Raw genomic sequence first — 12,282 nt, 5'->3', positions numbered from 1 at the left:
TATTCTCCCAGTAATGGCGGGATGCGGCAAGCTGGGGCGAAAATCGGCCGCCGGGTACCCCCGACTGGATCGCGGGGCAAAAAAAAGCCCCCGCAACAGCGGGGGCCAAGGGGGTTGCGAATCGCTCGGGCCGTTGGGGTAGGAAGGGACCCGGTGATCGCACAGGAGTCGGTGGCGTTACCTACTTACTCATCCTTCATGCTTCGCGCGGCGCGCTTCTCGCGATGCTCCTGCCAGCGCGCCCTGCGTTCCGCTTTCAATTCTTCCAGCTTCGCTTTCTGTTCATCGGTGAGGATGGCCTCAAACTGCTTGCGCTGCTGCGCCATCGCCTGCATCTGCGACACTTCCAGCTTGCCCAGCTGTGCACCCAACTGGTCGAGTGTCGCCTGGTCGGCGCCGGCCTCGATCGCCTCGCGCAGCTGCTTATGTAACTCGTGGCGCTTCCCGCGCTGGTCCTCGTGTGCCTGGCGGCCGGCCTCGCGATTGGCTTTCAACTGGGCCTTCTGGCCCTCGGTCAGCGCCAGCTCATCGGCCAGGCGCTCAAACATCCTGTGCTTGAAGTGGGGCGGCCCACCGTGGTGGTCGCCACCACCAAAGGCCATGCTGATCCCGGGCGCTGCCAGCGCGCCGGCCAGTACCATACTCCCCGCCAAAACCTTCCAGTTTTTCATCGACACATCCTCTTTGTTCGCTGTCGGTAGATGCATAGTAGGGGGCCGCCGTGTAAATGGGGGATAACGGCGGTAAACATTTGTTAAGAACGGTTAAAAGCCCGGCCGCGCGGCGTATCCCGCCTCTTTCGTTTGGATATAATGGAGCCACACCAAACCGGGAAGAGATCATGAGCCGTATTCTGCTGGTAGACGACGACAGCGAACTGACAGACCTGCTGCAGGAATTCCTGACAGGAGAGGGATTCGACGTGACCGTCGCCAACGACGGTGGCAGCGGCCTGGAGCTGGCCCAAAGCCGGGAGTTCGATGCCCTGGTCCTGGATGTGATGCTGCCGGTGCACAACGGCTTCGACCTGCTGCGCAAATTGCGCAAGGAGGCCTCCCCCTCCAGCCGCTCGCTGCCGGTACTGATGCTGACCGCCAAGGGCGATACCGTCGACCGCATCGTCGGCCTGGAGATGGGCGCGGACGACTACCTGCCCAAGCCCTGCAATCCCCGCGAGCTGGCCGCGCGCCTGCGCGCCGTGCTGCGCCGGGGCGGGCGCGCCGAGGGCGAGGAGTCCGACAGCAGCCTCACCAGCGGACCCTTGCGCCTGCTGCCGTCGGAACACCAGGGCTACTGGAACGATGAGCTGCTGTCCCTGACCGGCGCCGAGTTCTCGGTACTCAAGGTATTGGTCCAGCACGCCGGCGAGGTGGTGAGCAAGGAGATCCTCACCGAGAATGCGCTGGGGCGCAAACTGATGCCCTACGACCGCTCCATCGATGTCCACGTCAGCAATCTGCGCAAGAAGCTCGGCGAACACGGCGCCAACCGCGACGTGATCATCAATATCCGCGGCGCCGGCTACATGCTTACCCAGGGCGCCGGCCAGTAGCCGCGCCTCGCGAGTCCCCATGCGCAGTCTCTTCTGGAAAATGTTTTTCGGCGCCTGGATCACCGCCATGGTGATGGTGGTGGCGGCGATCTATATCACCCACTTCGGCGAATTCGGCGACCCGCGCCACGAGGAGCGCTGGGAGGGGCCGGCGCTGTTCCGGGAAGTGGTGCGCAATATGCGCATCTCGCGGCGCCACGGACCGGAGCATTTCCGCAACTGGCTCGAGCGCGCACCGAAAAAGGTCCAGAAACAGGTTTTCGTCCTCGACCAGAACGGTCGAGAGCTGCTCGGCAGGCCGGTCCCCAAGGGTATGGCACCGCTGTTCGAGAGCCTCAATTACCGCAACCGCGAGACCCATACGTTTGTCGACAAGAAGCCCACGGTGGGTTTCTTCCTGCCGCTGCGCAGCCCGGACAGCCTGCGCGTGGCCATCATCGCCGGGCACAGCAAGGAGGGGCTGCTGCTGCGCTTCCTGTGGCGCAACTTCTGGCCCATGCTGCTGCTGTCGATGATCGCCTCGGGGGCCGTCTGTTACTGGCTGGCGCGCTACCTGAGCCGCCCCCTGGACCAGTTGCGCGCCGCCACGCGCCGGGTCGCCGCGGGCGAGCTGGATTACCGGGTTTCGCCGGGGCTGCACATCCGCAGCGGCGAACTGGCCGACCTGGCGGAGGATTTCGACTCCATGACCGCGCAACTGCAGGAATCCATGGATGAGCAGCGCCGCCTGATCAAGGATGTGTCCCACGAACTGCGTTCGCCGCTGGCGCGCCTGCAGGTGGCGCTGGGGATCGCGCGGCAGAAGAATGTACAGGGGCTGGACACGGAGCTCGACAAGATCGGCAAGGCCGCCGACTACCTGGAGGATATCATCGCCGACGTGCTGTCACTGCCGGTGGCCGGCGGTGACCAGCGCCCCCTGGACGACGTGGTGGAAATCGAAAGCCTGCTGCAGGCACTGGTGGAAGACCTGAAGGGGGAGGCACAGGGCAAGGCACTGCGTTTCGACCTGCGCCTGGGGGCGGGCGAACTGCTGGTCAGCACCCGCGGCAGTTCGCTGACCGCGGCGCTGGAGAACATCCTGCGCAACGCGATCAAGTACAGCCCGCCCGGCGGCCTCGTCACCGTGACCACCGAGCGCTCGGGCGGCAACTGCTGCATCCGGGTCATCGATTCCGGCAGCGGCGTCGCCGATGACGAGCTGAAGGCGATATTCCGCCCCTTCTACCGCACGGATACCGCGCGCACCCGCGAGAGTGGCGGCTTCGGCCTCGGCCTGGCCATCGCCCAGCGCACCATCCTCCGCCATGGCGGGACCATCAATGCCCACAACGCCCCCGCCGCGGGGCTGTGCGTGGAGATCCGCCTGCCCCTGCTGGAAATCGGGGAACAATGAGCAGTCATTGTTCCCCGACGCCTCTTCGCCGATAATTGCGCCCGGCTGCAGTGAATGCCATCCCTGACACACCGATAACAATGGGGCTTCGCTATGCGCTGGATTCTCTACATCCTGGTTTTCCTGGCACTACTGGTGCTGGCCGGCTTTCTGTTTCCGCGCCAGGTGACACTCGAACGCAGTGTGTATATTGCCAAACCCCCCGAGGCGGTTTTTCCCTACCTGAACAACTTCCGCAATTTCAATCGCTGGTCGCCCTGGCACCAGCTGGATCCGGAAACCGACTACGAGTACAGCGGCCCCGCCGAAGGCGTTGGCGCAGCCATGCGATGGAGCAGTGAAAATCCCAGTGTCGGCAGCGGCAGCCAGAAAATCGTCGCCAGCGAGCCCGATTCACTGGTGCGTACCGAACTGGACTTTGGCGAACAGGGTACCGCCGATGCCGAGTTGCGGCTGCAACCACAGGGCGGCGGCACCAATGTCACCTGGTGGTTCAGTACCGAGATGGGCGCCGGTCCCGTCGCCCGCTGGATGGGGCTGCTGGTAGAGCGTATGGTGGGCAATTCCTACCAGCAGGGGCTGGACAAGCTGAAGCGCGTGGTGGAGTCATCGCCTGCGGCGGAGAGCGGCGAAGAGGTCATGCCGACGGACGAGGGGTCCGACACCGACCTGCCACCGGACCGCGACGATGTGATGGGCGCGGAACCCGGCGGCACGAAAGCACCCCCCGGGGACGGCACCCTGGAGCGCGAGAACGAAGAACCGATCGAGGAGCGGCACTGAGCCGCCGCCTCACTTTCTGCTTTTTGGCTTCTGGCTCCTGGCATTCGCCTGCGGCGGCTTGCGCAGTTTGCGGCGCTGCCGCTGCAGGCCCTGCTTTTCCGCCTGGGTCAGCGGGCGCTGGCTCAACTTCGGCATCCCGGCGGTGACACAGAGGTCGTCGATATCCCGCGGTTCCATTTCAATCCACTGGCCCACCCGCACATTGGACGGAATAAACACATTGCCGTAGCGCACCCGCTTGAGGCGGCTGACGCGCACGCCCTGGGACTCCCACAGGCGGCGCACTTCGCGGTTGCGGCCTTCCATCACCACGCAGTAGAACCAGCGGTTGCTGCCCTCGCCGCCGCTCTCGACGATATCGGTAAAGCGGGCGACGCCATCTTCCAGCAGCACACCGGTGAGCAGCCGCTCTTTCATGTCGTCGTCCACATGCCCCTGGATACGCACCAGGTACTCGCGGTCGATCACCGACGACGGGTGCATCAGTTTGTTGGCCAGCTCGCCGCTGTTGGTAAACAGCAGCAGGCCGCTGGTATTGAAATCCAGCCGACCCACGGAGATCCAGCGTCCGGAGCGCAGCTTCGGCAGCCGGTCGTAGACCGTCGGGCGGCCCTCCGGGTCGTGGCGGGAACAGATCTCGCCTATGGGCTTGTTGTACAGGATGACGCGGCAGCGGCTGTCCTGCGCGGCCGGCAACGGGCGGCCATCCAGTTCCACCCGGTCGTCCCCGGACACGCGCTCGCCCAGTTCCGCCACCTCGCCGTTGACGGTCACCCGGCCGGCCTCGATCGCGCGCTCCATCTCGCGGCGCGACCCGAGCCCGGCTCGGGCCAGGACTTTCTGCAATTTTTCGCCGGCGGGTACTGTGCCTTCACTCATGAGGGGGCTTTTTCCGATTGTTCTGTATCGCGGGTTTCAGCGTCGTCTGCCGGGGGATCGCCGGCATCGTCGGCGGTGCTCTCCGCCGGGGCGAACAGGCTGCTGGGCGGCAGTTCCGCGGCCAGGCCGGCCGGTTCCCCAGGCTCTTCCGCTGGTTCCGGCGCCGGGTCGGCAACCGAGTCGGGCTCCGGCTCTGCTGTGGTTTCGTGTTCTTCCTTCGCCGGGTCCTCGAGCGGCGGGACTTCATCCACCCCGGTTTCCGGGTCCGCACCTTCAACGATCGTCGCTGCGGCAATTTCCTCCGGGTCGCCGGCCAGTCCAGGCGAGGTCTCGTCACTCTCTTCCCCGGCGGAGTCGTCGGGCAAAGAGGCCGCGCCTTCCGCCTCTTCGCCCGCGCTCTCAGCGGCCACCTCGGCGGCAATCTCTGCCACGAGAGCGGCCTCTTCCGGCGACCCGGCTTCGGGCTCTTCGGCCGAGGATTCCTCCCGCAGTTCAGCGGAGGAGGACTCTTCAGTGTCCGTTTCGCCGCCTTCTGCCTGCTCGCCGGATGTCTCTGCGGCTTCGCCACCCGCGTCCGCGCCGCCGTTCTCACCCAGGTCCAGCGCCCGGTTCAGGCTTTCGATATCGCGGATTTCCGCCAGCGTCGGCAGGTCGTCCAGCGTGCGCAGGTTGAAGTAGTCGAGAAATTCTTTCGTGGTCGCGTAGAGAGACGGCTTGCCGGGCACATCCCGCTGGCCCACCACCTTGATCCAGCCGCGCTCGGATAGGGTCTTGACGATATGCGAGCTGACCGCCACACCGCGGATCTCCTCGATATCGCCGCGGGTAATCGGCTGGCGGTAGGCGATGATGGCCAGGGTCTCGAGGATCGCGCGCGAGTATTTCTGCGGTTTCTCTTCCCACAGGCGGTTGACCCAGGGCGCCAGGTCTTCCGGCACCTGGAAACGCCAGCCGCTGGCCACCTGCTTCAGTTCGAAACCGCGTTCGGCGCCGCTGTCGGCAATCTGTTCCAGCACGGCCTTCAATTCGGCCTTTTCCGGGCGTTCGCCCTCGTCGATCAGCGACAGCAGCCGGTCCTCGGTCAGCGGCTGGCCGGCGGCCAGCAGTGCGCCCTCGACAATGCGGCGCAGTAATTCCGGGGCAATGGTCATCATTTCACTCTAATTCAATTCCCCAGCGGCCGCCCCGCGGCGGCCCCGGGCCAGACTATTCGGTTTCCAGCGCGGCGACATCGGCGGCTTCCGGCCCGTCGCCCTCTGCCGCGATCGTGGCCTCTTTCCCGGCCGCAGGCGTATCTTTCCCGGCCGCAGGCGCCTCTCCGCCGATCCCGGCACCGTCCGGCACCTCGCCGCCGAAGATGTCCTCACCGGACTCCGGATTCGGGTCGGGCGTGAAGGCGACCTCGTCGCCGTCCTCGAACGCCTCCACGGGCTCCTGTCCGGCGGCGCGCACGTGGATGGGGCCGAAGGATTCGTTCTGTACCAGCTCCACCAGCGACTCCTTCATCAGCTCCATCACGGCGAGGAAGGTGACCACCACGCCCAGGCGCCCCTCTTCCACGGTAAACAGGCTCACGAAAGGCACGAACTGGCGGTGGCGGATCCTGTCCAGCACCTGGGTCATGCGCTCGCGGGTGGACAGCTTTTCCCGCTCCACCTGGTGGCTCTCGAACATATCGGCGCGGCGCAGTACCTCGGCCAGCGCCACCATGACTTCCTTGAGGTCCACATCCGGGTCCGGGCGGGTGATATTGCGGTCCGGCGCCTGGGCGCTGGCCTGGTGGATCTCGCGGCCGACGCGCGGAATCTCGTCGATATCCTCGGCCGCGGTCTTGAAGCGCTCGTACTCCTGCAGGCGGCGGATCAGCGCCGCGCGCGGATCCTCGCCCTCTTCCTCTTCCTCGGCCGGCGGCCGCGGCAGCAGCATGCGCGACTTGATCTCGGCCAGCATGGCGGCCATGACCAGGTATTCGGCCGCCAGCTCGAAGCGCATGGCCGTCATCATCTCCACATAGGCCATGTACTGGCGGGTGATGTCGGCGACGTTGATCTCGAGGATATCCAGGTTCTGCCGGCGGATCAGGTACAGCAGCAGGTCCAGCGGGCCCTCGAAGGCCTCGAGAATCACTTCCAGCGCGTCCGGCGGGATATAGAGATCGGCGGGCAGTTCGGTAAAGGCCTCGCCCTGCACCATGGCAAAGGGCATCTCGCCCTGGCGCGGGGAGGCGTCGGCGGCTTCGCCGTGACTGTCCGGGCGTTCACTGCCTGCGCCTTCGGCGGTTTCGGCTTCGCTCGCTTCCGGCTGCCCGGCCTCCGCGACTTCGGCGAGTACCTGCTGTTCCGCTTCGGCTAGTAATTCTTCGCTGGACACTCCGCCTCGACCTCACTCATCACCGGCCCCTGCTGACGACGGAGGGGCAAACGCGCGATTATACATCAGAAGGACCGCGCCAATTAGCCCATTATTTCGTCGATAGCGCCGCAGCCCTGGCGGACCAGTTCCGGTTCATCACCGGTCAGGTCCACCACGGTGGTGGCCTCCAGGCCGCAGAAACCGCCGTCGATGACCAGCTCCACCTGGTGCTCCAGGGTATCGCGGATATCGTAGGGATCGGTCAGCGGCTGGTCGTCGCCGGGCATGATCAGGCTGCAGCTCATCAGCGGTTCGCCCAGCGCCTCGATCAGCGCCTGGACGATGGCGTTGTCCGGTACCCGCAGGCCGATGGTCTTGCGCTTGGCGTGCATCAGGCGCCGCGGCACCTCGGCGGTGGCCGGCATGATGAAGGTATAGGGACCGGGCGTGTGGTTTTTCAGCAGGCGGAACATCTGGTTGTCCACCTTGGCATAGCTGGCCAGCTCGGACAGGTCCCGGCACATCAGGGTGAAATTGTGCTTCTTGTCCAGCTGGCGCAGCGCGCGGATACGCTCCACCGCCAGCTTCTCGCCCAACCGGCAGCCGATGGCGTAGGCCGAATCCGTGGGAAACACGATCACGCCGCCGGCGGCGACGATGTCCGCGGCCTGGCCAATCAGCCGCCCCTGCGGGTTTTCCGGGTGAATCTGGAAGAACTGCGCCACTTATTACCCCCTGGAATGGAATTCAACACTGCTGCGGGCGGGCAAACCGGCCGCATCCGGCGCACCGGTTGCCGGCGCGCGGACGACCGGTCACGGCCGGCCGCCACTCTGTTTATTGCCGGCTAGTTTGCCACAGTTTCCACACTGGCTCGACGCCCGCCGGCAGGTGCACCGAGCCCAGCTCCCGCCAGGGCTGCTCCGGCTGGTGGAAGTCGCTGCCCAGCGAGGCGTACAGTGGCGCGCCGTCCTCCTCCGCCAGGGATGCGACCAGCCGCTGCAGATCGCGGGTCTGGACCGGGTTCTGGCGCCCGCACAACAACTCCACCGCGCGGCCACCGCAGGCCGCAAACGCCGACAGCAGGCCGCGCAGGCGGGTGCGTGTCAGCCCGTACTTGAGTGGGTGGGCCAGTACCGCCTGGCCGCCGGCAGCGCGAATGGTCGCGACCGTGTCCTCCAGCGGCGGCCAGTCGACTTTCACGTCCCCGGCCTTGCCGGCCCCCAGGTAGCGCTTGAACGCCTGGGCGCTGTCCTCGACATGCCCGGCCTGGACCAGCCAGCGGGCGAAATGGGGCCGCCCCAGCACGCTGTCGCCGGCCAGTGCCCGCGCGCCTTCCAGGGCACCGGCAAAACCGCGCTTCTCCAGCCGCCCGGCGATCTCCTCCGCGCGCTGGCGCCGCAGTCGCCCGCGAAGCTCGATAGCCCGCTGCAGCGCCGGCGCGCCGGTATCGATATTGAGGCCGACGACATGGACCGGGTGCTTGCCCCAGCGGGTCGAGAACTCGATCCCCGGCAGGATCCCGACTCCCAGGTCGCGCCCGGTCAGCCGGGCCTCGGCGAGCCCCGCCACTGTATCGTGGTCCGTCAACGCCAACAGGGTCACGCCCTGTGATTTCGCCCTCGACACCAGCTGTGCAGGACTTAAAATACCGTCCGAGGCAGTGCTGTGGCAGTGCAGGTCTATCCGGCCGCTGTAAGCCGCATCATTCAGGGTATGCAACAGACATCCTCTCGCTCGGGTAGTGACACCCGTTTGAACATTTACCGGCCGCCGCTGTCAGAGCTGCGCCGGCACAAGTGTGGTGCCTCACACCAGGGATAAGGCTCCGACCGGGTATTCTCACGCAGAACCCGGAGAGACCAGTTTCACCGCTGACCGCGGTACCGTCAGCCGGGAAGCTATGTTGTCAGAGGGTGCTGGACATTATCCAGCACCGCACAACAGCTTTCAGCGGGCATTATCACCGGAACAGAGCATGACCGAAACCAACTCCAGCACCTCAGCGACAGATCGACAGCGCGGGCCGGCCCGGGGCCAGCCGGGCGAGGGGCCCGCGGCGAAAACGGAGCGCCCCCAGCCCAGAAAAGAAAGCCTGCTCGCCAACCTGCTGCTCAATATCGCGATTCCCACGCTGATCCTGACCAAGCTGTCCGGCGACGACTGGCTGGGCACCAAATGGGCGATCGTGGTGGCGCTGGCGTTCCCGCTGCTCTACGGCGCCCGCGACCTGCAACAGTCCGGCAAGGTCAATTTCTTCTCCGCCCTGGGGATTGTCAGCATCCTGCTCACCGGCGGCATCAGCCTGCTGGAACTGGATGCCGAGTACATCGCCATCAAGGAGGCCGCGATTCCCGGCCTGCTGGGCATCGCCACCGTGGTCTCGCTGTACACGCGCTGGCCCCTGGTGCGCACACTGATCTACAACGACAGGATCCTCGACACCGCCAGGATCACCGACGCACTGGACAACAAGGGCAACAGCCGCGCCTTCGACCGCACCCTGCTGCAGGCCTCGTGGATGATCGCCGGCTCCTTTTTCCTGTCGTCGGTACTGAACTATGTGCTGGCCAGGATACTGCTGCAGAGCCCGCCGGGAAGCGTCGCTTTCAACGAGGAACTGGGCAAGATGACCGCCCTCAGTTACCCGGTGATTTTTGTCCCGTCGATGATCATTCTCGGTTTCACCCTTTTCTTCCTGTTCCGCAGGATCGGCAAACTGACCGGCCTCAAACTGGAAGAGATAATGGTGCAGCAATAGCACCCGATAAACACCTATAAGAGCACCGATCGACCATGTGGTACGCAATCATCAGTGAAGATGTAAAAGACAGTCTCCCGCTGCGTAAAAGCGCCCGTCCCGAGCACCTGGCGCGCCTGAACAGCCTGAAAGACCAGGGCCGCCTGTTGATCGCCGGCCCCCACCCGGCAATCGACAGCGAAGATCCGGGCGAGGCGGGATTCAGTGGCAGCCTGGTGGTTGCGGAATTTTCCTCACTGGAAGAGGCCAAAGCCTGGGCCGACGCCGACCCCTTCGTCAGCGCCGGCGTCTACGCCTCTGTAACGGTGAAGCCGTTCAAGCAGGTGCTACCGTAATTTTCAGACCACAAACGCAATTACCGATAAAAAAAGCTGTAATCAGAATGATGAAACAACTGACCGGACTGGCGGCAGCCGCGCTGCTCGCCATTGGTGCCCCCGCCAGCGCGTTGAGCGGGGACACCCGATACATCACCGACCAACTGCACGTGCCCCTGCGCTCGGGCAAGGGCAACCAGTTCCGCATCCTGGACAGCGGCCTGCCCAGCGGCACCCGGCTGGCGCTGCTGGAAGACGCGCCCGAGGACGGCTGGTCGCGTGTGCGCACATCGGCCGGCAAAGAGGGTTGGGTGCGCCGCCAATACCTGGTCGACGAGCCGGTGGCCGAAATCAAGCTGGAAAAGGCGCGCGCCGACCTGGCCCGTTTCGAGGAGATGGACCTGGGCAGCGAAGTGCGCCGCCTGGAAAAGGAGAACGGCCAGCTGCAGGAGCAACTCGCAGCGGCCCGGGAAGAATCCGCGCAGCTCACCCGCGACCTGAAGGAACTGCAGAACCTGTCTGCCGATGCCGTATCCCTGAACAAGCGCCACCAGAAACTGCTGCACCAGCACGAATTGCTGAAGCAGGAACAGATGATGGCCGAGGCGGAGATCCAGCGCCTGTCCAGCAGCGATACGCGCCGCTGGTACATGTACGGTGCCGCCTCCGTGGGCCTGGGCGCCATACTCGCCATGATCGCGCCCTTCGTGCGCCCGCGCCGCCGCCATTCGGAATGGGCGAACTGAATGCTTTTTCAGTGTGGGGCCGGACATTGCGGTAAAGTGTTATAGCATTTGTCGGGGAGGACTCCCCGACCGATGCAGCCGATATGAAAACCCCGGAGACATGGAAGATGCGCACACTGATCCCCCTCCTGCTGGCCTGGCTCACCGCCCTGCCGGCCCTGGCCGACAATCCCGAAGTGGAACTGAAAACCGACCTCGGCACCGTCCGCGTGGAACTCTACGCGGACAAGGCGCCGGCCACGGTGGAGAACTTTCTCACCTACGTGGACAGCGGCTTCTACAACGGCGTGATCTTTCACCGGGTCATCCCCGGCTTCATGGCCCAGACCGGCGGCCACACCTTCGATTTCCAGAAGAAGGAAACGCGTGAGCCGGTGGTCAACGAATCCGGCAACGGCCTCAGCAATAAACGCGGCACCCTCGCCATGGCGCGGACATCGAATCCGGACAGCGCCACCTCGCAGTTTTTCATCAACCTGGTCAACAACGCCCGCCTAGACGCCACAGAGGACAAGCCCGGCTATACCGTTTTCGGCCGGGTAACGGGCGGCATGGACGTGGTGGAGAAGATCGCCGCCGAGCCCCGCGGACGCTATCGCTCATTCCCGGATGCCCCCAATGTGCCGGTGCGCATCCTGAAAGCGAAGCGGTTCGACGGCGACGCCGTGGCGGCGAACAAACAGGGCGACCAAGGAGAGCAGTAGTGATAGCCCTCAGTGTAAATCTCAACAAAATTGCCCTGATCCGCAATTCCCGCGAAGGCAACTATCCGGACGTGGTCGCCCACGGCCGCACCTGCCTGGACGCGGGCGCCCAGGGGCTGACGGTGCACCCACGCCCGGACCAGCGCCATATCCGCCCCGGCGATGTGCGCGACCTGGCCGCCCTGTGCCGCGACCGCGACGGTATCGAATTCAATGTCGAGGGCAACCCCTTTGCCGGTGCGCTCGACGACTACCCGGGGCTGATGCCGCTGGTACTCGAAACACACCCGGACCAGTGCACCCTGGTGCCCGACAGTAACGACCAACTGACCTCGGACCACGGCTTCGACCTGAAGCGCGACGGCGCGCGCCTGGAGCCGATCATCGCCCGACTCCGGGACGCCAACATCCGCATCAGCCTGTTTATGGACCCGGACCTCGACCAGATCGCACTGGCGCGGGAAGTCGGCGCCGATCGCATCGAGCTCTACACCGGACCCTACGCAGAGGCCGTAACCAGGCAGAGCGACGATATCGAAGCCATCTTCGCCGCCCACATGGCCGCCGCCGAACACGCGCGACAACTGGGTCTCGGCGTCAACGCCGGCCACGACCTGAACCTGATCAACCTGCCCCGCTACCGCACCCTGCCCGGCCTGCAGGAAGTCTCCATCGGCCACGCGCTCACCGTCGACGCGCTGAATATGGGCCTCGACAACGCCGTCAACGCCTACCTGAACTGCCTGGCCGGCAACTGACCACCGTGCCGGATGCGCCGTGCACCCGGCAGCG

13 protein-coding genes and 1 pseudogene are annotated in these 12,282 nt (G+C 65.2%); 8 read left to right on the top strand and 6 right to left on the bottom strand.

The window, feature by feature from the left end:
• Positions 1-185 precede the first annotated feature (185 nt).
• Entirely contained in the window at positions 186-671 is a 486-nt protein-coding gene (locus MWN76_RS13620) for a Spy/CpxP family protein refolding chaperone (protein ID WP_250462001.1), read from the bottom strand.
• A gap of 170 nt (positions 672-841) precedes the next feature.
• Here MWN76_RS13620 and MWN76_RS13615 point away from each other — a divergent pair, with 170 nt between their 5' ends.
• The 3 genes from MWN76_RS13615 (at position 842) to MWN76_RS13605 (ending at position 3,731) form a co-directional block, all read left to right on the top strand.
• Positions 842-1,552: a response regulator transcription factor gene (locus MWN76_RS13615; RefSeq protein ID WP_250461999.1), complete on the top strand. Its 711-nt coding sequence runs from the start codon at positions 842-844 to the stop codon at positions 1,550-1,552.
• Between the two features lie 19 nt (positions 1,553-1,571).
• On the top strand, positions 1,572-2,948 hold the full coding sequence (locus MWN76_RS13610) for an ATP-binding protein (RefSeq protein WP_250461997.1): 1,377 nt from the start codon (positions 1,572-1,574) through the stop codon (positions 2,946-2,948).
• Between the two features lie 93 nt (positions 2,949-3,041).
• On the top strand, positions 3,042-3,731 hold the full coding sequence (locus MWN76_RS13605) for an SRPBCC family protein (RefSeq protein WP_250461995.1): 690 nt from the start codon (positions 3,042-3,044) through the stop codon (positions 3,729-3,731).
• Between the two features lie 9 nt (positions 3,732-3,740).
• On the opposite strand, the gene rluB is transcribed toward MWN76_RS13605, so the two are convergent.
• The 5 genes and pseudogenes from rluB to MWN76_RS13580 all read right to left on the bottom strand — a co-directional run bounded on the left by rluB (position 3,741) and on the right by MWN76_RS13580 (position 8,684).
• The gene (rluB, locus tag MWN76_RS13600) at positions 3,741-4,610 is read right to left on the bottom strand and encodes a 23S rRNA pseudouridine(2605) synthase RluB (protein WP_250461993.1); all 870 of its coding nucleotides are present in this window, start codon (positions 4,608-4,610) and stop codon (positions 3,741-3,743) included.
• The gene (gene scpB / locus MWN76_RS13595; RefSeq protein WP_250461991.1) at positions 4,607-5,764 is read right to left on the bottom strand and encodes an SMC-Scp complex subunit ScpB; all 1,158 of its coding nucleotides are present in this window, start codon (positions 5,762-5,764) and stop codon (positions 4,607-4,609) included. Before scpB ends, rluB begins: the two co-directional genes overlap by 4 nt.
• Positions 5,765-6,044: 280 nt before the next feature.
• A pseudogene (locus MWN76_RS13590) lies at positions 6,045-6,980 on the bottom strand (segregation and condensation protein A); the annotation flags it as partial.
• 83 nt (positions 6,981-7,063) lie between these two features.
• Positions 7,064-7,687: an L-threonylcarbamoyladenylate synthase gene (locus tag MWN76_RS13585; RefSeq protein ID WP_250461989.1), complete on the bottom strand. Its 624-nt coding sequence runs from the start codon at positions 7,685-7,687 to the stop codon at positions 7,064-7,066.
• 112 nt (positions 7,688-7,799) lie between these two features.
• Positions 7,800-8,684, bottom strand: a complete 885-nt coding sequence (locus MWN76_RS13580; protein WP_250461987.1) for a PHP domain-containing protein — start codon at positions 8,682-8,684, stop codon at positions 7,800-7,802.
• 256 nt (positions 8,685-8,940) lie between these two features.
• Between MWN76_RS13580 and MWN76_RS13575 the strand changes: the two genes are divergently transcribed.
• The 5 genes from MWN76_RS13575 (at position 8,941) to MWN76_RS13555 (ending at position 12,248) form a co-directional block, all read left to right on the top strand.
• The gene (locus tag MWN76_RS13575; RefSeq protein WP_250461985.1) at positions 8,941-9,723 is read left to right on the top strand and encodes a VC0807 family protein; all 783 of its coding nucleotides are present in this window, start codon (positions 8,941-8,943) and stop codon (positions 9,721-9,723) included.
• A 35-nt stretch (positions 9,724-9,758) separates the two neighbouring features.
• Positions 9,759-10,058, top strand: coding sequence for a YciI family protein (locus MWN76_RS13570; protein WP_250461984.1), 300 nt, complete (start codon positions 9,759-9,761; stop codon positions 10,056-10,058).
• Between the two features lie 47 nt (positions 10,059-10,105).
• Positions 10,106-10,786 (top strand): TIGR04211 family SH3 domain-containing protein, encoded by a 681-nt coding sequence (locus MWN76_RS13565; RefSeq protein WP_250461983.1) that lies wholly within the window; start codon positions 10,106-10,108, stop codon positions 10,784-10,786.
• A gap of 107 nt (positions 10,787-10,893) precedes the next feature.
• Positions 10,894-11,490: a peptidylprolyl isomerase gene (locus MWN76_RS13560; RefSeq protein WP_250461981.1), complete on the top strand. Its 597-nt coding sequence runs from the start codon at positions 10,894-10,896 to the stop codon at positions 11,488-11,490.
• The gene (locus tag MWN76_RS13555) at positions 11,490-12,248 is read left to right on the top strand and encodes a pyridoxine 5'-phosphate synthase (RefSeq protein WP_250461979.1); all 759 of its coding nucleotides are present in this window, start codon (positions 11,490-11,492) and stop codon (positions 12,246-12,248) included. Before MWN76_RS13560 ends, MWN76_RS13555 begins: the two co-directional genes overlap by 1 nt.
• Positions 12,249-12,282 lie beyond the last annotated feature (34 nt).

It is taken from the genome of Microbulbifer litoralis, assembly GCF_023634065.1.
Classification (GTDB): Bacteria; Pseudomonadota; Gammaproteobacteria; order Pseudomonadales; family Cellvibrionaceae; genus Microbulbifer; species Microbulbifer litoralis.
This window is presented reverse-complemented; position numbering and strand designations above follow the sequence as displayed.

Coding starts and splice junctions, on each gene's coding strand:
- MWN76_RS13620 (WP_250462001.1), bottom strand. CDS start 671: ATGAAAAACTGGAAGGTTTTGGCGGGGAGTATGGTACTGGCCGGCGCG.
- MWN76_RS13615 (WP_250461999.1), top strand. CDS start 842: ATGAGCCGTATTCTGCTGGTAGACGACGACAGCGAACTGACAGACCTG.
- MWN76_RS13610 (WP_250461997.1), top strand. CDS start 1,572: ATGCGCAGTCTCTTCTGGAAAATGTTTTTCGGCGCCTGGATCACCGCC.
- MWN76_RS13605 (WP_250461995.1), top strand. CDS start 3,042: ATGCGCTGGATTCTCTACATCCTGGTTTTCCTGGCACTACTGGTGCTG.
- rluB (WP_250461993.1), bottom strand. CDS start 4,610: ATGAGTGAAGGCACAGTACCCGCCGGCGAAAAATTGCAGAAAGTCCTG.
- scpB (WP_250461991.1), bottom strand. CDS start 5,764: ATGATGACCATTGCCCCGGAATTACTGCGCCGCATTGTCGAGGGCGCA.
- MWN76_RS13575 (WP_250461985.1), top strand. CDS start 8,941: ATGACCGAAACCAACTCCAGCACCTCAGCGACAGATCGACAGCGCGGG.
- MWN76_RS13570 (WP_250461984.1), top strand. CDS start 9,759: ATGTGGTACGCAATCATCAGTGAAGATGTAAAAGACAGTCTCCCGCTG.
- MWN76_RS13565 (WP_250461983.1), top strand. CDS start 10,106: ATGATGAAACAACTGACCGGACTGGCGGCAGCCGCGCTGCTCGCCATT.
- MWN76_RS13560 (WP_250461981.1), top strand. CDS start 10,894: ATGCGCACACTGATCCCCCTCCTGCTGGCCTGGCTCACCGCCCTGCCG.